Below are 25,888 nucleotides of genomic sequence, written 5' to 3'. Positions count from 1 at the left end.
ACTCAATCCTTGGTCTCGAACAACCCGATGGAATTTCCATCTGGATCAATCGTATAGGCAAACCGGCCGGAAGGAATGGGAATAATCCCCGGCAGCACCTTTCCCCCGGCCTCCATCACCCGCTCCAGCGCCGCCTCAAGCGCGGGCACGGCCAGGTGTGCCGTTACGCCCGAGCCATCGCCCGCCGGTTTGCCGGGGTAGAGATGGCCGGCCACCCCATCCATCGGCGATTTCACCGGCAGCATGGCGGTGGGGTTGGGGCCGCTCTCGTCCTTCTCCAGCGGGTGGCCCAGCACCGCGCCATAGTAGGCCATTGCGGCGTCGAGGTCGGTCACGGGGATCTCGCACCAGACGAGCGCATCGTCGGGGAGGGCGGCATCAACGGCGGGGTTGGTCATGGTATCGGTCATGGCAGATGTCCTCATAGGGTTTCGATACCTCATCATCGCACCCCCCTCCTGACACCTACCTGTCAGGAGCCTGTCAGCCCCACGCCACTTTCGCGCAACCTGTTCATTTTCTTGCCAAAAATACTCACGCAAAAAATGTAACGCGCCGCAGGCGCTCAATTTAACACGAGCTCAGGGCAGCTCCGCCGCAGGAATGATGCGAAAGAACGCACCGCCCGACCAAAGCCCAAACCACGCGTCCTCCACGCAGCCAATCTCCACCAACCGGTAAAAGCTCTTGCGGTCGATCAGCGCCTCCAGCCCCGCGCGCACATGCACATAGGGTGACGGTTCGCCGGTGTCCGGGTCGCGCTCCACCCGAATCGGGTTCTCCGGCCCGGCTTCGGTGAAATCGCCCACGTTGGTCTCAAACCGGAGCACCTGCGCCTTGCCCTCGCCCCCGGCGGTAAAATCCACCGCGACAAATGGCGCGTCATCCACGGTGATCCCGACCTTCTCCACCGGGGTCACGAGAAAGTAATCCGCGCCTTCCTTCTTCAGGATGGTTGAGAACAGCCGCACCAGCTCGGGGCGGCCGATCGGCGTTCCGAGGTAAAACCACGTGCCATCGCGGGCAATCCGCATGTCGAGGTCGCCGCAAAACTCCGGGTTCCACAGGTGAACCGGCGGCAGCTTGCCGGTTTTGGCGGCGCTGCGGGCCGCGGTTTCGATGCTTTGTGCGTCTGGTTTCACAATATCTTGTCTGGCCTTCGATTTCGCCATTGGTCTCACATGCGATAGATGGCTTACTAGGCCATAACCTAGCCGACCAAGGAGAAATGTCATGTCCGACGACGCGGGCCTCGTGCCAGAAATCGAGGCGCTGGCCGAAAAGCTGGGCCAGGCGCGGGCCTCCATCTCCCGCCGGTTCATCGGCCAGGAGAAGGTGGTGGACCTCGTGTTGTCGGCGCTTGTCTGCGGCGGCCACGGCCTGCTGATCGGCCTGCCCGGCCTCGGCAAGACCCGGCTGGTCGATACACTTTCCACCGTGATGGGGCTGAACGGCAGCCGCATCCAGTTCACCCCCGATCTGATGCCCGCCGATATTCTCGGCTCCGAGGTGCTGGAAACCGCCGAGGACGGCTCCCGCGCCTTCCGCTTCATCGAAGGGCCGATCTTCTGCCAGCTGCTGATGGCCGATGAGATCAACCGCGCCAGCCCGCGCACCCAATCCGCCCTGCTGCAAGCGATGCAGGAAAAGGAGGTCACTGTCGGCGGCCAGCACCGCGTGCTGGAAAAGCCCTTTCACGTGCTCGCCACGCAAAACCCGATCGAGCAGGAGGGCACCTATCCGCTGCCCGAGGCCCAGCTTGACCGGTTCCTCGTGCAGATCGACGTTGAATACCCCGACCGCGACACCGAGCGCGATATCATCCTCGCCACCACCGGCGCGGAGGAGGCCGAGAGCCACCAGATCTTCTCCGCCGAAGAGCTGATCGCCGCGCAGGGCCTGCTGCGGCGGATGCCGGTGGGAGATAGCGTGGTCGAGCTGATCCTCGACCTCGTCCGCGCCTGCCGCCCCGATGACCCGACCGCGCCCGAGCAGGTGCAGCGCTCGGTCAGCTGGGGCCCCGGCCCGCGTGCGGCACAGGCGCTGATGATGACAGTGCGCGCCCGCGCCCTGCTGGAAGGCCGCCTCGTGCCCTCCGCCGAGGACGTGCTGGCGATGGCCGCCCCGGTGCTGACGCACCGCATGGCGCTCTCCTTCGCCGCCCGTGCGCGGGGCGAAGAGCTTTCTGCCGTGATCCGCGCCGTTGCCCAAAGCGTCACCCGCGTGGAGGCCGCCGCTTGAGCGACGCCGGTCCAGTTGCTCTCCATGCCGGCGTCGGGCGCGGACTGCGCTCGAAGGCCGAGGGGCTGGCCGCCGCGCTGCCCCCGCTATTGGCCGATGCCGAGCACCTTGCGCAAACCGTGCTGCTGGGCGCCCACGGGCGCCGCCGCAGCGGCATGGGCGATGAGTTTTGGCAATACCGCCCGCTGGCGGTGGGCGATGAGGCGCGCAGCATCGACTGGCGCCGCTCTGCCAAGTCCGATCAGCACTTCGTGCGCGAGAAGGAGTGGCAGGCCGCGCAATCTGTCATGCTCTGGTGCGACGAGGCGATGTCGATGCGGTTTTCCGGTGAGCCGGGCAAACGTCCCTCCAAGGCAGGCCGCGCCCGGCTTCTGTCGCTGGCCATCGCCGTGCTGCTGGTGCGCGGGGGCGAGCGTGTGGGCCTCGCCCGGCTCGACCAGCCCGCCCGATCCGGCCCGCTGCAACTGATCCGCATCGCCGATGCCCTTGGCGGCGCGATGGAGGCCGAAGAAAAGGCGCTGCCCGGCCCTGACTATGGCGCACCGCGCGGCGATACCCTTCCGCTCCACTCCCGCGCCGTCTTTCTCTCTGATTTCATGGGCGAGATCGACGCCGCCGAAGCCGCCCTGTCCCGCGCCGCCGACCGGGGCGTGCGCGGCGCGATGCTGATGATTCTCGATCCGGTGGAAGAAGAGTTTCCCTTCGACGGGCGCACCATCTTTGAAAGCATGGGCGGCTCCCTCGCGCATGAAACCCGCAAGGCCGGTGATTTGCGCGCCCGCTATCTCGACCGTCTCGCCGCCCGCAAGGACCGGTTGGAGGCGCTCGCCCGCACCACCGGCTGGCAGTTTTCCACTCATCACACCGATACGCCCGCGCAGTCGGCGCTGCTCTGGCTCTACGGTGCGCTGGAGCATGGCCGCTGATGTTTGCAATCGGTCCCATAGGCTTTACCGCGCCGCTCCTGCTCTGGGCGCTCGTTGTGCTGCCACTGCTCTGGCTGCTGCTCCGCGCCGTGCCCCCCGCGCCGATCCGCCGCCGCTTTCCCGGTGTGGCGCTGCTGCTGGGGCTGGAGGATGAAGACAGTCAGACCGACCGCACCCCGTGGTGGCTGCTGCTGCTGCGGATGCTCGCGGTCGCCGCCATCATCATCGGTTTCGCCGGCCCGGTGCTGAACCCCGAAGAGCGCCGCGAGGGCACCGGCCCGCTGCTGATCGCGCTCGATGGCGGCTGGGCCGATGCCCGCGACTGGCCGGGGCGCATGGCCCGGATCGAGGGGCTGCTGGCCGATGCCGCCGCAACTGACAGGCCGGTGGCCGTGGTCTCGCTCACCGCGCTGCCCGCACCGGGCGAGTTGCCGATGCTCGCCGCCGCCGCATGGGGCCCGCGCCTTGCCGGGCTGGAGCCGATGGCATGGACGCCCGAAAGCGGCGATGCGGTGGCGTGGGTGGAAAGCCTCGGCGAGGGGTTTGAGACCTATTGGCTCTCCGATGGCCTCGCACACGAGGGCCGGGCCGATGTGCTCGCCGCCTTTGAAGACAAGGGCCCGGTGACGGTGTTTGAAAGCCCGCGCCGCCCCCTCGGCCTTCGCCCGGCCCGGTTTGAGGATGGGCAAGTTCGGCTGACCGTGCTGCGCCCGGACGAGACCGCTGCGCAAACCGCCACCGTGCTGGCCTATGGCCGTGATCCTTCGGGCACAGAGCGGGTGCTGGCCCGCGCCGAGGCGGCGTTCGAGGCGGAGGCCACCGAGGCCGAGGTGGCCCTCGTGCTGCCCGCCGAGCTGCGCAACCGGATCACACGCTTTGAGCTTCAGGCCGCACGCGGGGCAGGGGCCGTGAGCCTCACCGATGACGGGCTGCGCCGCCGCGAGGTCGCCCTGATCGCGGGCCGCGAAGACCGCGAGGGGCTGGAGCTGCTCTCGCCGCTGCACTACCTGCAACGCGCGCTGGAGCCGACGGCTGACCTTGTGGAAGGCACGCTGCCCGATATCCTGCTAGCCAACCCCGATGCCATCGTCTTTGCCGATGTCGCCGATCTGCCGCAGGCCGAAAAGGATGATCTGCTGGAGTGGGTCGAAGAGGGCGGCATGCTGCTGCGCTTCGCCGGGCCGCAGCTTGCGGCCTCCGATCTCAGCCGCCGCGATGAAGACCCGCTGATGCCGGTGCGCCTGCGGGAAGGCGGGCGCTCGGTGGGCGGCGCGATGAGCTGGGGCGAACCCAAGGCCCTGCGCCCCTTCCCCGAAAATTCGCCCTTCTATGGCCTCGCCCTGCCCGATGACGTGACGGTGACGGCGCAGGTCATGGCCCAGCCCGACCCGGACCTTGCCGACCGGGTGATTGCCGCGCTGGCCGATGGCACGCCACTGGTAACGCGCAAGCGGATCGGTCAGGGCTCTGTGGTTCTGTTTCATGTGACGGCCAATGCCGAATGGTCCACGCTGCCGCTCTCCGGCCTCTTCGTGCAAATGCTCGAACGGCTGGCGATTTCCACCCGGCCCGCAACCCCGGAGGCCAGCGAGCTGGAGGGCACCGTCTGGACCCCGGAACGGGTGCTCGATGGCTTTGGCGTGGTTCAAGATGCAGGCACGCTGGCGGGCGTTGACGGCGCAGACCTTGGAGCGGCGCTGGCCGGTGACGCGCCAATCGGCCCCGCGCTGCGCCCCGGCCTCTACGCGGGTGAAGACAGACTGATCGCGCTCAACGTGCTGGGGGCTAATGCCACGCTGGAGCCTGTCACATGGCCCGCCCGCATCCCCGTCGAGGGGCTGGCGGTGAGCCGGGAAACGGCGCTGAAAGGCTTCGTGCTCACGGCCGCCCTGGTGGCGCTGGCGCTCGATATCATCGCCTCGCTCTGGCTCGGCGGCCGCCTCTTCGCGCCTCGCGCCAAGGGCATTGCGCGGCGCTCTTCGGCGGCGGGCGCGCTGCTTATCGCGGCCCTCTTCGCAGCCGCGCCCGATGGCGCGCAGGCCCAGACCGACGAGACCGCCGAGATCTTTGCGCTGGACGCCACAACCGAGGTCGTGCTGGCCCATGTCATCACCGGCGATCCCCGGCTCGACGAGGTGGCCCACGCCGGGCTCACTGGCCTCTCCGACACGCTCTTCCGCCGCACCTCCATCGAACCCGCCGAACCCATCGCGGTGAACCTCGAAACCGATGAGCTGGCCTTCTTCCCCTTCCTCTACTGGCCGGTCAGCCCCAATCAGCCGATCCCCTCCGCCGAGGCCTATGCAAAGCTCAACCGCTACCTGCGCACCGGCGGGATGATCCTGTTTGACACCCGCGATGCCGATATCGGCGGCTTCGGCGCGGCCACGCCCGAGGGCCGCAAGCTGCAAGAGCTGGCCGCCCCGTTGGATGTGCCGCCGCTGGAGCCGATCCCGCAGGACCACGTGCTCACCCGCACCTTTTACCTGCTGCAGGATTTCCCCGGCCGCTGGGCGAGCCGCGATGTCTGGGTCGAGGCCGCCCCGCCCGATGCCGAGGTGGTCGAGGGCATGCCCTTCCGCAACCTCAATGACGGGGTGACGCCGGTGGTGATCGGCGGCAACGACTGGGCCGCAGCCTGGGCGGTGGAAAACAACGGCGCGGCGATGTTCCCGGTGGGGCGCGGCTACGCGGGTGAGCAGCAGCGCGAAATCGCCTATCGCTTCGGGGTGAACCTGATCATGCATGTGCTCACCGGCAACTACAAAAGCGATCAGGTCCACGTGCCTGCGCTGCTCGACAGGCTGGGCCAATGAACGCCGAAACCCTCATCTTCGCCCCCCACCTGCCGTGGGTTGCGCTCTATGCCGCCTGCGGCCTCGCCGTGCTTTTCATTGCGCTGGCGATCTGGCGCAAGCTGGCCGGCTGGTGGTTGCGCGCGCTGGCTGCCATGGCCCTTCTGGTCGCACTGGCCAACCCCTCGCTGCAACAGGAAGAGCGCAACCCGCTCTCCGATATCGTGCTGGTGCTGGTTGATGAAAGTTCCTCGCAGGGGCTTTCCGACCGGGCCGAGCAAACCTCAGCCGCCCTTGGCCGCGTGCTGGCCCAGATCGACGCCATGCCAAACACCGAGGCCCGTGTGGCCAAGCTGGGTGACGGCGAGGGTGACGAGGGCACCCGCGCCATGGCGGCGCTCTCCGAGGCGCTGGCCGAAGAGCCGCGCGCCCGGGTGGCCGGGGCGATCCTCATCTCGGACGGGCGCGTGCATGACATGGAGCGCACCCCCGATCTGCCCGGCCCGCTGCACCTGCTGATGACCGGCCATTCCACCGATTGGGACAGGCGGCTGGTGGTGCAAAACGCCCCCGCCTTCGGCATCCTCGGCGAAGAGATCACCCTTACCCTAATGATCGACGATCAGGGCGATCTGCCCTCCGGCGCAGGCCGTGGCGCCACCGTGCCGCTCTCCATCGCCATCGACGGTGAGGAGCCGCGCACCTATGACGTGCCGGTGGGCGAGGAGCTTTCGCTGCCCGTCACGCTCAGCCACGGCGGCAAGAACGTGATCCAGTTCATCACCCCCACCGCAGAAGGCGAGCTGACCGACCGCAACAATGCCGCCGTGGTGCAGATCAACGGCGTGCGCGACCGCCTGCGCGTGCTCTTGGTGAGCGGCGAGCCGCACCCCGGCGAGCGGACATGGCGCAATTTGCTGAAGTCCGACTCCTCGGTGGACCTCGTCCATTTCACCATTCTGCGCCCGCCTGAAAAGCAGGACGGCGTGCCCGTGAGCGAGCTTTCCCTCATCGCCTTCCCCACCCGCGAGCTCTTCATCGAAAAGATCGACGAGTTCGACCTTATCATCTTCGATCGCTACAAGCGCCGCGGCATCCTGCCCACGCTCTACCTCGACAACATCCGCGATTACGTCGAGCGCGGCGGCGCGGTGCTGGTGGCGGCAGGGCCAGACTTTGCCAGCGCCGAGTCCATCTATCGCTCGCCGCTGGGCGAGATCATGCCCGCCTCGCCATCGGCACGCGTGGTTGAAGAGGGCTACCTTCCCGAAGTGACCGAGCTGGGCGAAAAGCACCCCGTCACCGAAGGGCTGGAGGCGCTCTACCCCTCCGAGGAAGAGGGCGTGCCGGGCTGGGGCCGCTGGTTCCGCCTTGTCGACTTGATCCCTGCGCCCGGTGAGAACGGCGGGCAGGTGGTGATGTCGGGGCTGGAAGAGCGCCCGCTGCTGGTGCTCCAACGCCACGGCGAGGGCCGGGTGGCGCTGATGGCCTCCGATCACGCATGGCTCTGGTCACGCGGCTTTGAGGGCGGTGGCCCGCAGCTGGAGCTTCTGCGGCGGCTGGCGCATTGGATGATGAAAGAGCCGGATCTCGAAGAAGAGAGCCTGACAGCCGAAGCCGTGGGTCAGGAGATGACAATCACCCGCCGCACCCTTGGGGATGCGCCCTCCGAGGTGGAGGTGACGGCCCCCGATGGCACGGTGCATGTGGTGCCGCTTAAAGAGGTGTCACCCGGGCTCTATCAGGGCGTATTCGAAGGCCCCGACCTTGGCCTCTACCGGCTCGCCGAGGGCGAAAAGACAGCCGTCGTCGCGCTTGGCCCGTCAGCGCCCAAGGAATTTGAAGAGACAATCGCCACCGGTGCTGTTGTGGAACCGGCGGTCGACGCCCGGCGCGGTGGCGTGATGCCGTTGGAAGAGGGCACCCCGGCGATCCGCGAAGTGCGCGAGGGCCGGGTGGCCTCGGGCCGGGGCTGGATCGGGATAAACCCGCGCGGGGCCTATGTTACGGCCGATATCACGGTGATTCCGCTGGTGAACCCGCTGCTGTTCCTCGTGCTGGCGGCGCTGCTGACACTGGGCGCATGGCTGGTGGAAGGGCGGCGCGGCGCGAAAGCGGCTTGAGGCCGCAGATAGCCCGCGCTCATTGGCTTGGCACCCACTGTGGTGTGTGGGGCAACCCACCACCCGCCTAACGCAAATCCACCTGATACCGCGCCCCATCCCAGCCTTCGGGGAGCGTGCTCGTTTCGATCCAAACGCGGGTCACCCCTTGCGGAATTTTCACGCCGCCGAGGCTGCGGGTGAAGGGCTGCTCATCCACATGCGGATGCGCCAACACTCGAGTGCCCAAAACCTTTCCGGTTTCATTCGTCACGCGCCAGCCGTTGGCATAATCTTCCCAGCCCGTATCGCTGTGGCTGATCGTCACGTCAAAGCGCCAAGCCCCGCCCGATGGCGTGGCCTTGACTGCCTCTACAACCGCAGGGTCGGCGTGGGCGGGAAGGGCGAAGAGGGTAAGAGCAATCCAGCGCATGTGGCGCAGCATGGCATAGATGACGCCGCAGCGCACTCACATGACTGTCAGATGTCGGGCCAGTCAGTTATCGGGCCGCATCAGCACTTCGCGCGACTGGCTCCAGAACTCCCGGCGCCAGATCACCACCGATGTCACCACCGCGCCTAGCCCAAGCCCCCACGGCCCCACCAGCCAGCCAAGCGCCCCCAGCGCAAAGTAGATCGACCGCATCCCGCGATTGAAGCTCTTGGCGGCGGCGATGTTGATCTCGGCAGCCTTGGCGGCACGCGGGTAGGTGGAGGGATCATCCTGATCATTCGGAATCGCCCCCATCACCACCGAGGTGTAGCCAAACAGCCGGTGCGCCCAGACGAATTTGAGGAAGGCATTGGCGAGGAAAAACAGGATCAGCGTGATCTTTACCTCGAAGGCCAGCGTGGAGGTGGTGCCAAGCGAGAGATCTTCGGCAAGGCCGGTCAGTTGCTCGGGATTGCCGATCACCGCCAGCCCGCCACCGATGGCAATCATGCAGGCGGAGGCAAAAAACGTGGTGCCCTGCCGCAGGCTGCCCAGAATGGTGGCGTCAAAGATGCGCGGCTGCCGGGTGACATGCTCGCGCAGCCAGTTGCGGCGGTACTCCTGCATCAAAACTGAAACCGAGGGCTTGCCCGAAGGCGGGTGCTCCACCACCCAGCCCAGCCCGGCCCAAAGCGCCAGAATGAGCGCGACGGCAACGCCATCGGTGCTGGTGAAAGGGGCAAGAAGCGGCATCAGATCCATGGCCGGACCCTATGTCGCGCCAGCGCCGGTTGCCAGATGGCAAAATTGGTTATATTTTCTGACCAATTCAGCAAGGGAGGGAACCGCGCCCATGGAAATGCCCCAGCCAGACCCGGAAATCCTCGCCCGCAAGGCCCGGATCGTCGCCCGCCTGCGCGCGGCCCTGCCCGGCGGCGTGATCGACGCGGAGGAGGAGGTACGGGCCTATGAGTGTGACGCGCTCACCGCCTACAAGTGCCCGCCGCTTGCCGTGGTGCTGCCCTCGACAACCGAGGAGGTCGCCGCCGCGCTGAAGGTTTGCCACGAGGAAGGCGTGCCCGTGGTGCCGCGCGGCGCGGGCACATCGCTTGCGGGTGGGGCGCTTCCCACGGCGGATTGCGTCATCCTCGGCGTTGCCCGCATGGCCGAGGTGCTCGAAAGCAACTACCCCGACCGCTACGTTCATGTGCAAACCGGGCGCACCAACCTCTCCGTCACCGGCGCGGTGGAGGCCGATGGCTTCTTCTATGCCCCCGACCCTTCCAGCCAACTCGCCTGCGCCATCGCGGGCAACATCGCCATGAACTCCGGCGGCGCACATTGCCTCAAGTACGGTGTCACCACCAACAACCTGCTCGGCGTGACGATGGTGCTGGCCGATGGCACGATCACCAAGGTCGGCGGCCCGTGGATGGACGCGAACGGCCTCGACCTGCTCGGCCTCATCTGCGGCTCCGAGGGCCAGCTAGGCGTGGTCACTGAAGCATGGCTGCGCATCCTGCCCAAGCCCGAGGGCGCGCGGCCTGTGCTGATCGGTTTCGACAGCTCCGAGGTGGCCGGCCAATGCGTGACCAACATCATCAAGGCGGGCGTGCTGCCCGTGGCCATCGAGTTCATGGACCGGCCCTGCATCCGCGCCACCGAGGCCTTCGCCGGGGCGGGCTACCCCGATTGCGAGGCGCTGCTGATCGTGGAGGTCGAGGGCTCCGAGGCGGAGATCGACCACCAGCTCGGGCTGATCTGCGGCATCGCTGAAGAGCTGAACCCGGTAGAGCTACGCCAAAGCGCAAGCGCCGACGAAAGCGCCCGCATCTGGCTGGGGCGCAAATCGGCCTTCGGCGCGATGGGCCAGATCAACGATTACATGTGCCTCGACGGCACGATCCCGGTCAGCGAGCTGCCGCGCGTGCTGCGCCGCATTGGGGAAATGAGCGAGGAGTTCGGGCTGGAGGTGGCCAACGTCTTCCACGCCGGGGATGGCAACATGCACCCGCTGATCCTGTTCAACGCCAACGAGGAGGGGCAGCTGGAGCTCTGCGAGCAATTCGGTGCCGAGATCCTCAAGCTCTGCGTCGAGGTGGGCGGCTGCCTGACTGGCGAGCATGGCGTGGGCATCGAGAAGCGCGACCTGATGGAGGTGCAATATCGTCCCGACGATCTGGCCGCGCAAATGGACGTAAAGGACGTGTTCGATGAGAGCTGGATCCTGAACCCGGCCAAGGTGTTTCCGCTGACGGTTTCGGCCGGGCGGCGGCGCGCGCCGGATCAGGCGGCGTGAAGGTGGCGGGCTTGGGATTGAGTATTTAGAGCAAGAAAATGAACGGGTTGAGCATCATGGAGCCGTCGAGTGAAACGGAACTGGCAGAGGCGCTTGCAGGCGCGGGAGGGCCGGTTTCGGTGCGCGGTGGCGGCACGCGGGGCGTGGTCGCCGAGGGCGCGGCGCTGCGCTACGCGGGGCGCGGCATTTCGCTCTACGAGCCGGGCGCGCTGACGCTGGTGGCGCAGGCGGGCACGCCGGTGGCAGAGATTGAGGCGGCGCTGGAGGCGGAAGGGCAGCGGCTGGCCTTCGAGGTGCCCGACATGCGCGGGCTGCTCGGCACCGAGGGAGAGAGCACCATTGGCGGCGTGGTGGCGGCCAATGCCAGCGGCCCCCGGCGGGTTTCGGTGGGCGCGGCGCGGGACTTCTGCCTCGGTGTCCGTTTTGTCGATGGCGCGGGCCGCGTGGTGCAGAACGGCGGGCGGGTGATGAAGAATGTCACCGGCTACGATCTGGTGAAGCTGATGGCGGGGAGCCACGGCACGCTGGGGGTGCTGACCGAAGTGTCGCTCAAGGTGCTGCCCAAGCCCGAGGTGGCCGGTGTGCTCTCGATCGACGGGCTGTCCGTGGCCGAGGCCGTGACGGCGATGAGCGCGGCGCTGGGCACCCCTTGGGAGGTGACGGCGGCCTGCCACACCGATCTTGACGCCAGTGACCGGCCTTCGACGCAGCTGCGGATCGAGGGCATGGCGGAATCGGTCGCCTACAGACTCGGGCGGCTGAAGGACCATCTTGCCGCTTTCGGCGAGGTCGAAACGGCCACAAGCGACAGCCACGATTGGCCGTGGTTCCGTGACGTAGCGCGTTTTGCGGGCGGGGAAGAGGATGTCTGGCGGCTGCATTGCAAGCCCTCCGACGCGCCCGGCCTCGTGGCGCGGCTACCCGAGGGTGCCAAGGCGTTGCTCGACTGGGGCGGCGGGCTGATCTGGGCCGCCGTCGCACCGGGCACCGACCTGCGGGCGGCGCTGGGGGCTTTCGACGGCCATGCAACGCGGGTGCGCGGGCAGGGCGGCGGCATTGCCCGCTTCCACCCCGAGCCGCCCGCGCTGGCCGCGCTCACCGCTGGACTGCGGGCCAAGTTTGACCCGCGCGGCATTCTGAACAGGGGCCTGATGGCATGAAGACCGAATTCACCGAAGCCCAGCTGGCTGATCCCGGCACCGCGCGCGCCAACGAGATCCTGCGCGCCTGTGTCCACTGTGGCTTTTGCACTGCGACTTGCCCGACTTATCAGGTACTTGGCGACGAGCTGGATAGCCCCCGGGGCCGGATCTACCTGATCAAGGACATGCTCGAAAACGAGCGCGTGCCCGATGAGAAAACCGTCAAGCATATCGACCGCTGCCTCTCCTGCCTCGCCTGCATGACGACATGCCCCTCCGGCGTGCATTACATGCACCTCGTCGACCACGCCCGCGCCTATATCGAAGAGCGCTACAAACGGCCTCTGGGTGACCGCGCCCTGCGCTGGATCCTCGCCCGCATCCTGCCCTATCCGGGGCGGTTCCGGCTGGCGCTGTTGGGGGCCAAGATCGGGCGGCCGTTTCGCGGGCTGATCCCCTCGGCCCGGCTGCGTGCGATGCTGGAGATGGCCCCCGCCGTCATCCCGCCGGTCTCCCGCAATGACGACCCGCAAAGCTTCGCGCCCATCGCGCCGCGCCGCAAGCGCGTGGCCCTGATGACAGGCTGCGCCCAGAAGGCGCTGAACACCGACATCAACGATGCCACCATCCGCCTGCTCACCCGGCTTGGCTGCGAGGTGGTGGTGGCCGAGGGCGCCGGTTGCTGCGGGGCGCTGACGCATCACATGGGCCGCGAGGGTGAGGCCCATGGGACGGCGGGCAAGAACATCCGCGCATGGGCGGCAGAGATGGAGGGGCAGGGGCTCGATGCTATTGTCATCAACACCTCCGGCTGCGGCACCACGGTCAAGGACTATGGCCACATGTTCGCGCAAACCGAGCTTGCCGATCAGGCCGCCCGGGTGGCCGGGATCGCCAAGGATATCTCCGAGGTGCTGGCCGACCTGATGCCCGAGGCCCCGGTGGAGGCGCATAACCTCGCCAAAACCGAGATCGCCGGCACCGATGCCAAGGCGCAACCCGGCGAGGGCAGCGGGCCGATCCGCGTGGCCTATCACGCCGCCTGCTCGCTTCAGCACGGCCAGAAGATCAAGGATCACCCCAAGGCGCTGCTGAAAGCGGCGGGCTTCGAGGTGGTGGAACCCGCCGACAGCCACCTCTGCTGCGGCTCGGCGGGCACCTACAACCTGATGCAGCCGGAGATTTCGGGCCAGCTGAAGGCCCGCAAGGTGCAAACGCTGGAGGCCAAACGGCCCGATATCATCGCCGCTGGAAACATCGGCTGCATGATGCAGATCGGCTCGGGCACCGCCACGCCCATCGTGCACACCGTCGAACTGCTGGATTGGGCCACCGGCGGGCCGAAGCCTCCGGCGCTTTGCCCCGATGTCAATTGACGAGGCTTTCCTGCAACGATCACGCGGCCAGCGCCAGAGCCGCCACAATATCGCCCAACCCCACCGCTAAGCAGGCCCCCGAACCAGACCGGGACCGCCATGCGCAACGCTTTCCTCTCTGCCCTCACCGGGCTCCTCGCCCTTGCCAGCCTCCCTGCCAGCGCGCAGGAAAACGGCCTGACGAGCCTTGCCACCAGTGACCAGGGGCGCGGCTGGGAAGCCGTCGGGCGGCTGGAAATGGGGCGCAAGAGCTTTTGCACCGGCGCTCTCATCGCGCCTGATCTGGTGCTGACGGCGGCGCATTGCCTTTACGAGATGGATACCGGCGCGCGCGTGGATATGTCGGGCGTGGAGTTTCGCGCAGGTTGGCGCAACGGGCGGGCAGAGGCCTATCGCGGTGTGCGCCGGGCGGTGACCCATCCGGATTATGTGTATGAAGGGCGCGACCAGCTGGACCGGGTCGCGCTGGACGTTGCGCTGCTGCAGCTCGACAGGCCAATCCGCAACATCCGCGTCACCCCGTTTGACACCGCCGATGCGCCGGGCGCGGGCGATAGCGTCAGCGTTATCTCCTATGCGCAAGACCGGGCCGAAGCGCCCGCCTATGAAAGCGGCTGCGAGGTGATGGAACGGCGCGGCGGTGTGTTGATGTTCACCTGCTCGGTCGATTTCGGCTCTTCGGGCGCGCCAATCTTCACCATCGGCGCACGCGGGCCGCAGGTGGCCTCGGTGGTTTCGGCCAAGGCCACGATGCAGGGCCGCCCGGTGGCGCTGGGCACCGAGCTGGAGCCCGTGCTGAGCGTGCTGATGGAGCAGCTCTCCTCGGGCGGCGGCGCGTTGAACCCGGGCGGCACGGTGCGCTTTCTGGGCGGCGGAAACAGCGGCGAGCGGCGCGAGATTGGCGCACGCTTCGTGAAGCCGTGATGCTGCGCCGCACCCTTTTCGCCGCGCTGGCGCTGGCCCTCGCCACGCCTGCCTTTGCCGATAGCGCGCTGCGCCGCCTGTCGCTGCGCTCCGAAGGGCTGGGCTGGGAGGCCGTGGGGCGGCTCGACCTTGGCCGCGGCTCCTTCTGCTCTGGCGCGCTCATCGCCACCGATCTCGTGCTGACAGCGGCCCATTGCCTCTTCGACCGTGAAGGCAACCGGCTCGACCCGCGCCGCATCACCTTCCGCGCGGGCTACCGCGACGGGCAAGACGTGGCCGCCCGTCAGGGAGCGCGCGCCGTGGTGATGGCGGGCTACGCGCCGGTGAGCGATGATGTGATCGGCCAGCTGCGCACCGATGTTGCGCTGCTCCAGCTCGACCGTCCGATTGCCGCCGCCAATGCCGCGCCCTACGCGCTCTCCGGCAATGTGCGCACCGGTGGCACTGTTTCAGTCGCCTCCTACGGGCAGGGCCGCGAAGAGGCTCTATCGCTGCAACGCTCCTGCGGCGTGCTGGGCGAGCGGATCGGCGCGCTGGCCTTCTCCTGCGATGTCACCTTCGGCTCTTCGGGTGCGCCAGTGTTCGAGATGTCCTCGGGCCGTCCCGCGATTGTGTCGATCATCTCCAAAGGCGCGCGCGAAGATGGCAAGGTGCTGTCGCTCGGCATGCGCGTCGAGCCCGCCGTGCGCCAGCTGCGGGCCGATCTGCGGGCAGGGCGCGGCGTGTTCCCTCAAGCCGGGGGTGCACAGGCCAAACGGCTGCGCGTGGGGGCGACCTCCTCCACCGGCGCGCGCTTCGTCCGCCCCGGCAATGGCCCCAAGTTCGTAAAGCCCTGAGGGGCCGCGCTCTTCCGCCCTTCGAGGCGTCATCGCCCCGGCGAGGAAAAGCCCCCGGGCTTTGACGAGCCAGCCCCCCTTGAAACGCAAAAATTTCCTCCCCACATATCTCCTGCACGGGCGCCAAACGGGCCCGCGCACGATCCCGCGCCTGTCCGCTGCAGGAAGGCGCATGTGACTGAAAACGCTTATCTATCGCTCAATGGAGGATACCCATGCGTAACTACGACCTTTCCCCCCTCTACCGCGCCACCGTCGGCTTTGACCGCTTCGCCGACCTGATGGACCGCGCCCTCACCGCAGACGGCACCCAGCCGACCTACCCACCCTACAACATCGAGAAAGTCGACGAGAACGACTACCGCATCTCAATCGCCGTGGCGGGCTTTTCGGAGGCTGAGCTGAACGTCGAAGTGAAGGAAGGCGCCCTGATTGTATCGGCCAAGAAAGCCGACAATGACGAGGGCAAAACCTACCTGCACCGTGGCATCGCCACCCGCGCCTTCGAGCGCCGGTTTACCCTTGCCGACCACGTCAAGGTGACGGGCGCAACCCACGCAGATGGCATGCTGCACATCGACCTCGTGCGCGAAGTGCCGGAGGCCCTGAAGCCCCGCCGCATCGAGATCGCCGGTGGGTCGCAGAAGACCATCGAGGCGCAGAAAGAGACCGTCGAGGCGTAAGCCTTCAGTTTCAGTGAGAAGAGTGAGGCGCGCGGGAAGACCCGCGCGCCTTTTTGCAAGGTGTCGAGCGGGTAGAGGTGACAGCTACCCCGTGTATGACTAGCCTCAACCATACTCCGTTTAAGACTCGAGGATTCTATGAGCACACCGGAAGCAACGCGGCAGCACTCGCTCTCGAAAATTGAAAAACTGCGCCGCATAATATCCGTGAGTGGCGATCACATCGTCATCGACTTTGACGCCATGAACGAAGGTCCGTCTGAGTACAGCATCCCATTGAGCGAGTGTAGATCGAGTACACAAATCCTTCGATGGGTTCTTCAACTGACTGAGAAAACTTGGATCACGCCTGAGGTTGTCGCAGCTTTCGTGCTTCTGGCAACCAATCGGGCTGGTATTGACCCTTACGGCGAGTAGATCTGTAACTAACTCAGGGAGACCTTCAATCCTTCATGAGCTGAAGGCGGTCCCTTTTACCGGTTAGACAGAATATAGCTGTGGCCCAAGTATTGAGCGGCATGTGCCATCCCCCTCAATACCGCGGCGGCTTGCTCTTCCACGTTCCCAGCCACCGCCGCCAGCCGGCCTTCTTTTCATTGGCCGCAGCCTCCACCCGGTCCCAGCGATCCTCCGCCGCATCCAGCGTCGGATCCAAAGCGCGCTCGCGGAACTGCCGCCACATCGCCCGGATGAAGAGCAGTGCGATTCCCAGCAGCACGAAGAACGAGATGTTGAACCAAGGGATCGAGTAATGCTCCGGCCCGTCGATGGGCTTGATGCCAATCGCGTTCGGGTAGATCGAGAAAAACCGGTTGCGCCAGCCATAGTGGGTGATCAGCACCCATTGCGGGCTCGCCGTGGTCGAGATGTATTCCGCCGCGTCCGCCTGCAAATCCGAGCTGTCGAACTTGAAGTAGGGCGGCCAGATCCAGCCGGAATCCTCGTTGCGGTAGACCATCACGCCATAGCTGTCACGGGGGATGAACCCGAGCAGAAAGCTCTTCTGCTTCACCGTCTGGATAAACCGCACATCGCGGGTGGCCATCTCCGTGGCCCCGCTGTCGGCCTGCGCATAGAACATCCGGTTGAAGCCGGAGAAGTCCTGCCGGATCACCTCGGTGCCGGTAATGCGCACCACGTCATGCTGGGGCAGCACGTAAAGGAAGATCAGCGCGATCATGGTGATGAAAGCCCATTTGATCGCTCGCCACAAAATCCGCATGTTGCCCCTCAGTTGGCGTTGGTAAACCACAGGATCGTCACCACGACGATCACCGGGATGACATAGACCAGCAATATCAGCTTCTTGCGCAGCCCCGAGTGATACTCGGCCATTCCCTTCTCGATATAGGCACTGCGCGCGGCATCGTCACCCCCGCTGGGGTGATCCTCTGCCCAGGCCTCTTCCAGCTTCTCGCGCCGCACCGAGCGCGAGTAGATCGAGATGCAGAAGTAGATCACCGTCAAAACGATGAACCCCACCACAACAAGCCGTATCAACCCCATGCCTTACCTCCTGATCGCGCCCCACGGTCCGACGATGCGGATGCGCTCATCGCTCACCCTTTGCGCGGGCGGTGGGCTTGGCTCTTCCATCGCGTCTTCCCCGGTCCCGAAGAGTGCCGCCCGCGCCCCCTCCTTGTCCACCGCGTATTCGCGGGCGAGGAAATCGGCCACAAATTCCTTCTTGCTGTCCGGCCACGCCCGGTAGAGCGCGTAAAACAGCTCCTTGTGGCAGATGAAGAGCTGGCGCACGTCAAGCCGCGAAAGCTCGGTGAGGAGCTGGTTGATCAGGTCGCGGTCGGGGTGGTTGGTGGCGCGCAGCGTGTAAAAATACGCCGGATGGCTCGATGTGATCTTCGGCCACTTCCCACCCTGCTCGGCCCAGCGCACCAGTTCGTTCAGCGCATGAAATTCCGGCGGCAGCGCCGAGCCCAGCACCTGCGCCAGCTTGCGCAAATCGCCACGCGAGCGCGAAGGCACATCCTTGCCCAGCGTCGCCGCCACATCGACGAGGATGAAATCCATCTTCTGCTTCAGGATCGCCGTCGCATCGGTGCCCTTGGCCTTCACGATCGGCTCCACCAGCCCGTTCAGCTCCAGAAACTTCGCAATCCCGGCCCGGTCCTCAAGGTCGAAGACAAAGGGCGAGGGCACCTTGCCCAGCTGCTCCTTCTCGCCGCAGCAAATCACCGCCGGGTGCTCCACATCGCGGAAGATGTACAAGCCCCCAAAATGCGCCGTCCAGAAGTTGCCCTGCGTGAAGCTCGGCGCCTTGAACGTCACCGGGTTGCGCGTCACATCCCCGGTCTGCTTGGCCAGCCCGATCATCTCGGCGATCAGCACGTCATCCCACCAGGCATCCGGCTTGGTCTTGAAGGTGGCGATCTTCTCGCTGAGCGCCTCGGCCTGCTCCACATGCCCCGAGGTGGTATCGGCCCGCACGGTGATCTTCTTGATGTCGAACAGCCGGGCAGGGGTGTTGACCTCGAACACGGTGTTATCCAGCTCGCCCAGCACCGCGTCGCGGGAGGTGAGCGCAAAGAGCTGGCTCTCGTTCTCCTCGATGAACTGCCGCAGGATGCCGCGGCTCATGGAGAATTTCGCGTTCAGCAGCGGCGCGGTCTTTTGTGCCGTGGTCAGCAGGATGAACTGCCGGTTCACCCCGTTGGGGTTGAGATAGAGCAGATCATCGAACTCGAAGGCGATCTCGGGGGAGAAGCCGGAGATATCGACATGGAAGTCCGGCAGTTCGGTGCGCTTGCCGGTGAGCTTATGGAGCGCACGGTTGTAGCGGTCGATCAGGGCCGGGGAGGCCACTTCGATCAGGTTGCCGAACATCAGGCCGCGGGAGATGAGGCGTTTCATTCCGGTCCCTTTTCGTTTCGTGTTGCTGCGCCTTCAATCACCGCCCGCCCTCCTGCGCCCCCAAGCCCCCAGCCAGATGCCGCCAATATAGGAGGCCGCCATGGCCAGAAGAAACACCGCCGAGAAATTCAGCCGCAACCAGATGTCCGGGTTCTCATAGGTTGCAACACCCTCCGACGAGCGAACAATGAGAACATCCCCGACGAACAGCATGAACCCGGCGACGACCGCCAGCCAGACAACCGCCAACGTCACCGACCAGAACCGGAGCCCCTGCCGCGCGCTCCACCTATGGATCGCGTAGAGCGCAACGGCCGGGCCAAAGGCGAGGAGCAGGGGGAGAATGACCCAAGCGGTGGTGCTGGAATCCGACGTCACCTGTTCACCTGCCAAGCGACAAGGGCAGCGCCCCACCCGCGCGGGGCGGGGGAGAGCCATGCGTGGTGGCGCTGTCTCGCAAAACCTCGCCGTGCAACGCAGCGCTCCACGAAACGCCCGCTCCTTGGGTGCCGAGTTTGGCGCTGCCCGGCGTTGCCGACGGGCTGGGGTATCGATCAGAGAGCATTACTGTTCCCCGCTTTTTGAGCACCAGCGAATTGTGAATAAGGCCATTCCCTTGCCAATCAAACCTCCCTTTCACTTTGCGAGCAATTCACAGTTTTTGTCCTGATATGCTTGCATAGCTCTCAACTGCTGAATCTCTTTCTGTTCGTCAAAGGATGGCTCCGCAAAGTCCGGCCATGTCTCGTCGTAAGCGTGATTGGAGAAGTTTGCCCACATGTAGCCCAACGAGAAGTCAATGCTGGGGCCGGGCACGAAGTACCAAGAAAGCCCGATGGGAACATCTTTGGTGTTCTCTTTCGTCAGCCTTCCATCATTCGCTGCTTGGATGAAGGCCCCAATTTTCTCGAAACCTGTATTGAATAGAATTTCTGCGGACTCCGGAACCTCCTTCATTAGAAAGCCATGTGCAGCACAATCCCACAGGGCGTAGCCCAATCTGCCCTCAGTGTTGAAGTTGTCTTTCGCGTAAGCTGCGTCACTCAACGAGGTTAAGACAGCTAAGGAGACTATTATTCGCGTCACCCCTTCCCCTCCAAATACCGCCGCTTCGCCTCCTCCTGCCGCCCAAAGTCGCGCACCATCCCCTCGATGGCCACCTCGTCCGACTTGTCGGCGTAGCGGAACTCGCTGTCCGCGTAGCGGTTCACCTCCTGGATCACCATCTCCATGGTGATCGGCTGGCGCAGCTCGCCGACCATCCCCAGCTTCTCGTCGTAGGGTTTGAAGAGGAACAGCTCCGGCTCCTCCATCCACTCGTCGGGCAGCTCGAAGTCCATCGCGCGGACCTTAACCGCGTCGGTGATGTTCTTGATCGCCCGGCCGGTAAACCGCTCGTCCGCCTCCTGGATCGCTTTCAGATAGGTGCCGACCTTGGCAATCGTGTCCAGCTCGCCGACCTGCCCGATCACCCGGTCGTAGACCTCCAGCAGCCCCGCCTCATGGGGCTTGCCGTGCCCCTCGAAGCTCGCCGCCACCGCCTTTTTGATCTCCTGCGCCGCATAGGCCTCGTGATCCCCAAGAGGCAGCGAATGATTTTTGCCCATCAGCAGGTAGAGAATGTCGATGTAATCCTCCCGCGTCTGCGGCCCGTCGACAAGAAACCGCGCCCCGGCCCGCTGGCGCAGGGCGTCGTCCACATTCTCCGGGTAGTTCGAGAACATGCCAAACGTGCAGTTGCCGCGCACCACGGTGTTGGCCCCCGCAAAGGCCTCCATCAGCACCGCCGTCACCTCCTGCTGGCCCGCGCTGGATTGCCGGTCGCCCCGCTTGCCCGCGATCTGGTCGATGTCATCCACCGTGCCAAAACCGATCACGCCCGGATCGAGCACGTTGTTGATAAACGCCTTCGCGTTCTGGCCGGACTTGCCCTGGTAGCTGTCGATATTGTCGATGCCGAAGTTCTGGTAGCGGAAAGGGTAGCCCGCCACACCGCAATACTCGCTCACCAGCCCGGCCATCATCTGGATCAGGGTCGTCTTCCCCGTCCCGGGCGCGCCATCGCCCATGAAGGTGAAGATGAAGCCGCCCAGCTCGACGAAGGGGTTGAGCTTGCGGTCGAAGTCATAGGCCATGATCATCTTGGCCAGCCGCATCGCCTGATACTTGGCGATATGGTTGCCGACGACCTCGTTGGGCTTCTTGAACTGCATCACCAGCGTGCTGCCCTTGGCCTTCCGCGCTGGGGTGAAGCCAGCAATCGTCAGATCATCGGCCTCCACGCGATACTTGGCGCCGGTAAAGGCCTCCATCCGGGGGGCGGACTGGCCCCGCAGCGCCACCTTCTCCATCAGCTGCTCGGCATAGGCCATCACCGTCGCCACCAGCTTGGGTTCCGCGTCGGCAAAGGTGGCCAGCTCCTGATCCAGCTCCCAGAGGCAGCCGTGCAGGGCGAGGGGGGCGTTGTCTGTCAGCACCTCCTCCACCGCGCCAATCTCCACGCTGGCCTCGCTGGCCGAGGGGGCGAGCAAAAAGCTAGTTGCATTGCCGAAGGAATACATTACCGCCAGCGCCTCGGCGGAGAGCAGCTCGCCAAACTCGGCCTTGCGGGTCTCGGGCAGGCGGCCCTCAAGGTTCTCCTTCTTCAGCTCCACCAGCCCGGTCGCCTCAGAAAACGCCTCTCCCGTCGCCAGCGCAATCGCCACCGCCCGGCGCAGCCCGTGCAGCACCGTGGCTTGCGTCGGCGAGACCAGCGGGTCACCATCATCCGCCGCCTCGATCCGCTCCACCAGCCGCACGCCCTCGGGCCGGGCGGTGCTGCGCGTCACCAGCCCCGGTGTGGTGCTGCGAAACCGCCGCCGCGTGCCGATGCCGGATGAGCGCTCAGGCGTGGCCGCTGCCTCCTTGGGCTTGGCAATCCGGGGCGTGTGGTCGATCCCTTCCAGCATCTCGGCCGCCGCCTCGTAATGCTTGCGGATCTCCTCTTCCCGAAGCTCCATCTCGTTGGCTGAAAGGCTCATCGCTCAAATCCTTCTCAAAACCCGGCCTCATTATCTTGCCGGAAATACTCCCGCCGGAGGCCCAAACTCTATCTGTAGGAAAACACCCGGCCCCCGGGGCTCACCACAAACTTCCGCACGCCAGTAAACCCTGGCGGGTTCTTCTCGGCCAGCACCTGATAGGGCCGCTCGGGCATGATGATCGACCGCTCCGTGCGCGTCGCCCCGGTGTCGGCCCCCCGGCCCGAGAACGGATCAAGCGTGAAGATCTCGCGCTCGACGGACGAGAACCACCCGGCCTTCTCCGTGCGCACCCGCTCGCTCACCAGCTCTTCTTCGGTCCAGGCCAGCGCCCAATCCTGCCCCTGCGGTGCCTTCGCCTCGCGCAGCACCTCGCAGAGCGGGCCCGATTGCACGGTGTAGGCCGAAGAATACATCGGCCCCACGTGGAAGCGCCGGATGCGTTTGGGGTGGAGGTCGTCGAAGTCTTCGTCAAACCCCTGCGCGATGGTCAGCAGCTTCAGGCCGGAGAAGCTCTGCGCCATCAGGTGCGCCTGCGCCGAGGGCCAGCGCCGCTCGTCCTTGGGCAGCGTCGTGCGGCCCGAGTCCTCGCATTCCATCAGGTAGATCACCGGCAGGTTGGTCTGGCTGTCGAAGATCGCCCAGTGAATCAGAAACACCCGCCGCTCGCCCTCGCTGCGCTGCCACAGCGCCTCGGGGTCGTTGCGCGCCCAAAAAATATCACCGTCGGTCAGCGCCTCGTAGTAGAAGCGCTGCGCCATCGCGTATTGCAGCTTGGTCGGAATCGTCAGCTCGCCGACGATCTGGCGGATCATGTCGTCCTTCAGCTCCGCCGCCGAAGGCATGCCCCGCAGGTGCCGCTCGGCCTGCTGCGCATCCACCGCCATCGTCAGCATTTCCTGAAACACCGGAAAGCCGCTCTCGTGGCTGTCGAAATCCAGCTTGCCGAAGGGCGTGCCGTCACGGCCTGTGAGCAGGTACTTGTTTCCAAGTGCTGCAAAAGCATTGGCCAGCCCGCCGATGTAGCGGCCCAGAATGGTCACTTCGGTCTTGGAAAGGCTCCCCTCCACCTCCATCGCCGCCGCCACCTTGGCCAGATGCCCGGTGATCGCCTCGAACTTGGTGAAATAGCGCCGCGCCGCAAACTCGTCGGTGAGCTGCTTGTGGTCGGCGGTGAGGGCTTTCTTGGTGTCGGTCATGTCAGCCCCGCAGTGTGGGTGAAACCCACCATTTCACGGTCGTATCTGGGCCGCCGGAGCGGCAGAAAGCGAAAGAGATCACACGTCCCCGTAGATATTCTTGTCGTGCTTCTCCACGATCTTCTCGAAGCGGCGGGCGAAGCGTTCGTCGGCCTTGGCCTTCTGCTCCAGCACCTTGCGGGCAAAGACCATGTGATCTTCGTGGGCTTCCATCATGTCGGCCATCCGCTGGTTGGTCGCGGCACCGATCCCGGCCATGGCGGCTTGCGCCTCCTGGTCGGTTTTCACCCCGATCTCGTTGATCCGGTGGGCCACGTCCTGCTGCTGGGCGGTCTTCAGCGACTTGGTGAGCGCATCATAGAGCACCACGCGCTGCTTGGTGTCTGTCTGCAGCTTGTTGATCAGCACCATCTGGGTCGCGGCCTGGTTTTGCAGGGAATCGACCCAGGTTTTGCCCTTCTCGATGTAGCGCTCCAGCGTCTGGCTCTTGGCCAGCTTCACCTGCTCCTGCTGCACCTGCTCGTTATACTTGGCGTTCAGCTCGGCCAGTTCGGTTTCCAGCTTGGTGCGCTCGGCGGCGTCCTGCTCGACGCTGATCTTGTTTTCCAGCTCGATGATCTTCGGGTCCATCGCCGAAATCTCGGCCCTGAGCGCCTCCAGCTCACCCACCGTGGCCTCGCGCTCGTCCAGCGTGGTGGAAAGGTTGGCCTCCACCTTTTCCTTCTCGCCGTTCAGCACGATTAGCTGGTTTTCGAGCAGCTTCACGATCACGTCGGACTTGCTGATCAGGTCTTGAAGCTTGTCGTCGATGTTGGCGGTGCGGATGCGCTCTTGCCGCAGGCTCTCGGATTTGCCTTTGGAGAAGATGCCGACGAAGCTTTCCCAGCCGGTCTTGTCGCGAATTTCCGAGAAGTCCTCAGAGAAGCCCGTCGTCACGTCATCAAGGCCCATGATGAGCTCGGCAATATTGGCATTCATCAGCTCGGTGTGCTGGTGCACGTCTTCCAGCGTGGCGTTCTCGATGTCGAGCTGGATGTCCTGCCCCTGCGCCATCTTCTGGCGGGCACTCTCGATCCGGCTCGAAAGCTCCTGGATCTTGCCTTGGGTCTCGGCCACCTGGGCCTGGGATTTCTCGATCATCGCATCAAAATCAGCCATTTCGCGTCCTCAAATCATATGGTGCTGGGGCTTATGTGGGGGTTTTAACGCGTTTTGTTAAGCATCGTCACGCGCCAAATGCGGTCATTTCGGGGGCATTTGCAGGGCGATGGCCCAAGAATTCCGGAACATCTGCGCCGTTCTCCCGTTGGTTGCGTAACGCGTGAACACAATTGGGAGACAAATCCTTGCACCAGCTAGCCAGCCGCCTTGGCCTGCGCACCGATCCGACCATCTTTTTTGTCTCCGCAGGGCTGACCCTGCTTTTCGTGCTCGCGCTGGTCATTGCGCCCGATTCCATTGGCGATTTCTTCGCAGCGGGGCGGGCGTGGATCGTCACCAACCTCGGCTGGTTCTTCATCCTCGGCGTCAATGTCTGGCTGGGCTTCCTGATCTGGGCGGCCTGCTCCCGGCACGGGCATATCCGGCTCGGGCCAAAGGGCTCGCGGCCCGAGTATACCAACCTCAGCTGGTTCACGATGCTCTTTGCCGGCGGGATCGGCACCGTGCTGATGTTCTGGGGCGTGGCCGAACCGATCTCGCATTTCGCCAACCCGCCGCTGCCGGGCGTTGCGCCCCACAGCGAAGAGGCGGCGCAGGATGCCATCTCCATCGCCATCTACCACCTCGGCCTGCACACATGGGCGATCTTCGCCCTGCCGGGCTTGGCCTTTGCCTATTTTATCAACCGCTACGAGCTTCCAGTGCGGGTGAGTTCCGTGTTCTACCCGCTGCTGCGCGAGGGCATCCATGGCCCCGTCGGCAAGGCGATTGATATTGCCTCCATCCTCGGCACGCTCTTCGGCGTCGCCGTCTCCCTTGGCCTTGGGTCCAGCCAGATCGCGGCGGGCCTCGATGCGCTCACCGGTTCGGGCACCGGGCCGGGTGTGCAGGTCACGATCCTCGCGGTGCTCACCGTGGTCGCCGTTGGCTCCATCGTCGTCGGACTCGACAAGGGCGTGAAGGTGCTCTCCAACCTCAACATCGGCATGGCCGTGGGGCTGATGATCTTCGTCCTCGTCTTCGGCTCCACGCTCTTCCTGCTGCGCGGCATCGTCGAAACCTTCGGCCTCTACTTCGAGAACCTGCCGCACCTGATGTTCTGGAACGACATGCTCGCCAACGAGAACCCCGACAACCCGCCATGGGGCTGGCAGGGCAGCTGGACGGTGTTCTACTGGGCGTGGACAGTCACCTGGTCGCCCTTCATCGGCCTCTTCGTGGCGCGCATCTCGCGCGGCCGCACCATCCGCGAGTTCGTTTTCGGCGTGCTGCTCGCGCCTTCGCTCTTCACCCTCGTCTGGTTCTCCATCTTCGGCTGGCAGGCGATGGAGTTCGACGGGCTGGGGCTGGCCGCGCGCGCCTCGCTGGGCGAGGGCGCGGGCGAGATCCGCGCCGCCGTGGCCGAAAGCGTGCCGCTGGCCATGTTCGCCTTCTTCGAGCACTTCCCCTTCACCGAGTTCATTCAGGGCTTCGCCGTGGTGATCGTGGCGATCTTTTTTGCCACCTCGTCCGACTCCGCCTCGCTGGTGGTCGATATGCTCTGCACCGGCAAGCCCACCCCCGGCCCGGTGGGGCAGCGGGTGTTCTGGGGTGCCGCCGAGGGGCTGGTGGCCGCGATGCTCATCATCCTCGCCGGAGAGGCGGGCCTGACGGCGCTGCAACAGGTCATCACCGTGGTCGGCCTGCCGATCTTCGTGCTGGTCTGCATGATGATCCCCTCGCTGATCCGGGGCTTCGCGGAGGAGGAGATCGACCACATCAACATCGGCACCCGTCCCGAGCTGGAGGCCTTTCACCCCGAAGATGACGTGGAGATCGACGCCCGCAGCACCGCCGGGCGCACGCCTGAGCGCCCCGCACCGGCCGAGTAGGCGATCGGGCGT

General features: G+C 65.4%; 23 protein-coding genes. 11 read left to right on the top strand and 12 right to left on the bottom strand.

Annotation, left to right across the window (positions count from 1 at the left end; genetic code table 11):
- Positions 1-2: 2 nt before the first annotated feature.
- On the bottom strand, positions 3-410 hold the full coding sequence (locus tag ACXAG6_RS17500) for a VOC family protein (RefSeq protein ID WP_475339154.1): 408 nt from the start codon (positions 408-410) through the stop codon (positions 3-5).
- 171 nt (positions 411-581) lie between these two features.
- The gene (locus ACXAG6_RS17495; protein WP_475339153.1) at positions 582-1,172 is read right to left on the bottom strand and encodes a DUF1285 domain-containing protein; all 591 of its coding nucleotides are present in this window, start codon (positions 1,170-1,172) and stop codon (positions 582-584) included.
- Positions 1,173-1,233: 61 nt separating this feature from the next.
- Here ACXAG6_RS17495 and ACXAG6_RS17490 point away from each other — a divergent pair, with 61 nt between their 5' ends.
- Genes ACXAG6_RS17490 through ACXAG6_RS17475 form a run of 4 tightly spaced genes read left to right on the top strand, consistent with a single transcriptional unit; the run spans position 1,234 to position 8,085 of the window.
- A complete protein-coding gene (locus ACXAG6_RS17490) occupies positions 1,234-2,241 on the top strand; it encodes an AAA family ATPase (protein WP_475339151.1) in 1,008 nt (335 codons plus the stop codon).
- Positions 2,238-3,167 carry a DUF58 domain-containing protein gene (locus ACXAG6_RS17485; RefSeq protein ID WP_254695358.1) on the top strand — a complete coding sequence of 310 codons (930 nt, stop codon included), beginning with the start codon at positions 2,238-2,240 and terminating at the stop codon, positions 3,165-3,167. The genes ACXAG6_RS17490 and ACXAG6_RS17485 overlap by 4 nt, the downstream gene beginning before the upstream one ends.
- Positions 3,167-5,983, top strand: coding sequence for a DUF4159 domain-containing protein (locus tag ACXAG6_RS17480; RefSeq protein WP_475339150.1), 2,817 nt, complete (start codon positions 3,167-3,169; stop codon positions 5,981-5,983). Before ACXAG6_RS17485 ends, ACXAG6_RS17480 begins: the two co-directional genes overlap by 1 nt.
- The gene (locus ACXAG6_RS17475) at positions 5,980-8,085 is read left to right on the top strand and encodes a hypothetical protein (RefSeq protein ID WP_475339149.1); all 2,106 of its coding nucleotides are present in this window, start codon (positions 5,980-5,982) and stop codon (positions 8,083-8,085) included. The genes ACXAG6_RS17480 and ACXAG6_RS17475 overlap by 4 nt, the downstream gene beginning before the upstream one ends.
- A gap of 67 nt (positions 8,086-8,152) precedes the next feature.
- Here the strand turns inward: ACXAG6_RS17475 and ACXAG6_RS17470 are convergent, their stop codons facing one another.
- A complete protein-coding gene (locus tag ACXAG6_RS17470) occupies positions 8,153-8,497 on the bottom strand; it encodes a hypothetical protein (RefSeq protein ID WP_475339147.1) in 345 nt (114 codons plus the stop codon).
- Between the two features lie 63 nt (positions 8,498-8,560).
- On the bottom strand, positions 8,561-9,259 hold the full coding sequence (locus ACXAG6_RS17465; RefSeq protein ID WP_475339146.1) for a DUF599 domain-containing protein: 699 nt from the start codon (positions 9,257-9,259) through the stop codon (positions 8,561-8,563).
- Between the two features lie 91 nt (positions 9,260-9,350).
- Here ACXAG6_RS17465 and ACXAG6_RS17460 point away from each other — a divergent pair, with 91 nt between their 5' ends.
- The 6 genes from ACXAG6_RS17460 (at position 9,351) to ACXAG6_RS17435 (ending at position 15,757) form a co-directional block, all read left to right on the top strand.
- Entirely contained in the window at positions 9,351-10,796 is a 1,446-nt protein-coding gene (locus ACXAG6_RS17460) for an FAD-linked oxidase C-terminal domain-containing protein (protein WP_475339145.1), read from the top strand.
- 56 nt (positions 10,797-10,852) lie between these two features.
- The gene (locus ACXAG6_RS17455) at positions 10,853-11,956 is read left to right on the top strand and encodes an FAD-binding protein (RefSeq protein WP_475339511.1); all 1,104 of its coding nucleotides are present in this window, start codon (positions 10,853-10,855) and stop codon (positions 11,954-11,956) included.
- Positions 11,953-13,314: a glycolate oxidase subunit GlcF gene (glcF, locus tag ACXAG6_RS17450; RefSeq protein WP_475339144.1), complete on the top strand. Its 1,362-nt coding sequence runs from the start codon at positions 11,953-11,955 to the stop codon at positions 13,312-13,314. The genes ACXAG6_RS17455 and glcF overlap by 4 nt, the downstream gene beginning before the upstream one ends.
- Positions 13,315-13,413: 99 nt before the next feature.
- Positions 13,414-14,238, top strand: coding sequence for a trypsin-like serine peptidase (locus ACXAG6_RS17445; protein WP_475339142.1), 825 nt, complete (start codon positions 13,414-13,416; stop codon positions 14,236-14,238).
- Positions 14,238-15,074: a trypsin-like serine peptidase gene (locus ACXAG6_RS17440; protein ID WP_475339141.1), complete on the top strand. Its 837-nt coding sequence runs from the start codon at positions 14,238-14,240 to the stop codon at positions 15,072-15,074. The genes ACXAG6_RS17445 and ACXAG6_RS17440 overlap by 1 nt, the downstream gene beginning before the upstream one ends.
- 215 nt (positions 15,075-15,289) lie before the next feature.
- Positions 15,290-15,757 carry an Hsp20 family protein gene (locus ACXAG6_RS17435; RefSeq protein WP_475339140.1) on the top strand — a complete coding sequence of 156 codons (468 nt, stop codon included), beginning with the start codon at positions 15,290-15,292 and terminating at the stop codon, positions 15,755-15,757.
- A 532-nt stretch (positions 15,758-16,289) separates the two neighbouring features.
- Here the strand turns inward: ACXAG6_RS17435 and ACXAG6_RS17430 are convergent.
- The 8 genes from ACXAG6_RS17430 to ACXAG6_RS17395 all read right to left on the bottom strand — a co-directional run bounded on the left by ACXAG6_RS17430 (position 16,290) and on the right by ACXAG6_RS17395 (position 24,002).
- Positions 16,290-16,979, bottom strand: coding sequence for a DUF1523 family protein (locus ACXAG6_RS17430; protein WP_475339139.1), 690 nt, complete (start codon positions 16,977-16,979; stop codon positions 16,290-16,292).
- An 8-nt stretch (positions 16,980-16,987) separates the two neighbouring features.
- Positions 16,988-17,263 carry a hypothetical protein gene (locus ACXAG6_RS17425; protein ID WP_140015414.1) on the bottom strand — a complete coding sequence of 92 codons (276 nt, stop codon included), beginning with the start codon at positions 17,261-17,263 and terminating at the stop codon, positions 16,988-16,990.
- A 3-nt stretch (positions 17,264-17,266) separates the two neighbouring features.
- Positions 17,267-18,625: a DUF6638 family protein gene (locus tag ACXAG6_RS17420; protein ID WP_475339138.1), complete on the bottom strand. Its 1,359-nt coding sequence runs from the start codon at positions 18,623-18,625 to the stop codon at positions 17,267-17,269.
- A 33-nt stretch (positions 18,626-18,658) separates the two neighbouring features.
- Entirely contained in the window at positions 18,659-19,003 is a 345-nt protein-coding gene (locus ACXAG6_RS17415; protein ID WP_475339136.1) for a hypothetical protein, read from the bottom strand.
- 258 nt (positions 19,004-19,261) lie between these two features.
- The gene (locus ACXAG6_RS17410) at positions 19,262-19,672 is read right to left on the bottom strand and encodes a hypothetical protein (protein WP_475339135.1); all 411 of its coding nucleotides are present in this window, start codon (positions 19,670-19,672) and stop codon (positions 19,262-19,264) included.
- A gap of 35 nt (positions 19,673-19,707) precedes the next feature.
- Positions 19,708-21,645 (bottom strand): AAA family ATPase, encoded by a 1,938-nt coding sequence (locus tag ACXAG6_RS17405; RefSeq protein ID WP_475339134.1) that lies wholly within the window; start codon positions 21,643-21,645, stop codon positions 19,708-19,710.
- Positions 21,646-21,713: 68 nt separating this feature from the next.
- A complete protein-coding gene (locus tag ACXAG6_RS17400; RefSeq protein ID WP_475339132.1) occupies positions 21,714-22,844 on the bottom strand; it encodes a hypothetical protein in 1,131 nt (376 codons plus the stop codon).
- 78 nt (positions 22,845-22,922) lie between these two features.
- Positions 22,923-24,002, bottom strand: a complete 1,080-nt coding sequence (locus tag ACXAG6_RS17395) for a hypothetical protein (RefSeq protein ID WP_475339131.1) — start codon at positions 24,000-24,002, stop codon at positions 22,923-22,925.
- Between the two features lie 188 nt (positions 24,003-24,190).
- Between ACXAG6_RS17395 and ACXAG6_RS17390 the strand changes: the two genes are divergently transcribed.
- Entirely contained in the window at positions 24,191-25,876 is a 1,686-nt protein-coding gene (locus tag ACXAG6_RS17390) for a BCCT family transporter (RefSeq protein ID WP_475339130.1), read from the top strand.
- Positions 25,877-25,888 lie beyond the last annotated feature (12 nt).

This window comes from Vannielia sp. ABF1_015 (genome assembly GCF_056160745.1).
This window is presented reverse-complemented; position numbering and strand designations above follow the sequence as displayed.

What these genes read in the sequence shown, in the direction of transcription:
- ACXAG6_RS17500 (WP_475339154.1), bottom strand. Translation starts at nt 410, where the DNA reads ATGACCGATACCATGACCAACCCCGCCGTTGATGCCGCCCTCCCCGAC.
- ACXAG6_RS17495 (WP_475339153.1), bottom strand. Translation starts at nt 1,172, where the DNA reads ATGGCGAAATCGAAGGCCAGACAAGATATTGTGAAACCAGACGCACAA.
- ACXAG6_RS17490 (WP_475339151.1), top strand. Translation starts at nt 1,234, where the DNA reads ATGTCCGACGACGCGGGCCTCGTGCCAGAAATCGAGGCGCTGGCCGAA.
- ACXAG6_RS17480 (WP_475339150.1), top strand. Translation starts at nt 3,167, where the DNA reads ATGTTTGCAATCGGTCCCATAGGCTTTACCGCGCCGCTCCTGCTCTGG.
- ACXAG6_RS17475 (WP_475339149.1), top strand. Translation starts at nt 5,980, where the DNA reads ATGAACGCCGAAACCCTCATCTTCGCCCCCCACCTGCCGTGGGTTGCG.
- ACXAG6_RS17470 (WP_475339147.1), bottom strand. Translation starts at nt 8,497, where the DNA reads ATGCGCTGGATTGCTCTTACCCTCTTCGCCCTTCCCGCCCACGCCGAC.
- ACXAG6_RS17465 (WP_475339146.1), bottom strand. Translation starts at nt 9,259, where the DNA reads ATGGATCTGATGCCGCTTCTTGCCCCTTTCACCAGCACCGATGGCGTT.
- ACXAG6_RS17460 (WP_475339145.1), top strand. Translation starts at nt 9,351, where the DNA reads ATGGAAATGCCCCAGCCAGACCCGGAAATCCTCGCCCGCAAGGCCCGG.
- ACXAG6_RS17455 (WP_475339511.1), top strand. Translation starts at nt 10,853, where the DNA reads ATGGAGCCGTCGAGTGAAACGGAACTGGCAGAGGCGCTTGCAGGCGCG.
- glcF (WP_475339144.1), top strand. Translation starts at nt 11,953, where the DNA reads ATGAAGACCGAATTCACCGAAGCCCAGCTGGCTGATCCCGGCACCGCG.
- ACXAG6_RS17445 (WP_475339142.1), top strand. Translation starts at nt 13,414, where the DNA reads ATGCGCAACGCTTTCCTCTCTGCCCTCACCGGGCTCCTCGCCCTTGCC.
- ACXAG6_RS17440 (WP_475339141.1), top strand. Translation starts at nt 14,238, where the DNA reads ATGCTGCGCCGCACCCTTTTCGCCGCGCTGGCGCTGGCCCTCGCCACG.
- ACXAG6_RS17435 (WP_475339140.1), top strand. Translation starts at nt 15,290, where the DNA reads ATGCGTAACTACGACCTTTCCCCCCTCTACCGCGCCACCGTCGGCTTT.
- ACXAG6_RS17430 (WP_475339139.1), bottom strand. Translation starts at nt 16,979, where the DNA reads ATGCGGATTTTGTGGCGAGCGATCAAATGGGCTTTCATCACCATGATC.
- ACXAG6_RS17425 (WP_140015414.1), bottom strand. Translation starts at nt 17,263, where the DNA reads ATGGGGTTGATACGGCTTGTTGTGGTGGGGTTCATCGTTTTGACGGTG.
- ACXAG6_RS17420 (WP_475339138.1), bottom strand. Translation starts at nt 18,625, where the DNA reads ATGAAACGCCTCATCTCCCGCGGCCTGATGTTCGGCAACCTGATCGAA.
- ACXAG6_RS17405 (WP_475339134.1), bottom strand. Translation starts at nt 21,645, where the DNA reads ATGAGCCTTTCAGCCAACGAGATGGAGCTTCGGGAAGAGGAGATCCGC.
- ACXAG6_RS17400 (WP_475339132.1), bottom strand. Translation starts at nt 22,844, where the DNA reads ATGACCGACACCAAGAAAGCCCTCACCGCCGACCACAAGCAGCTCACC.
- ACXAG6_RS17395 (WP_475339131.1), bottom strand. Translation starts at nt 24,002, where the DNA reads ATGGCTGATTTTGATGCGATGATCGAGAAATCCCAGGCCCAGGTGGCC.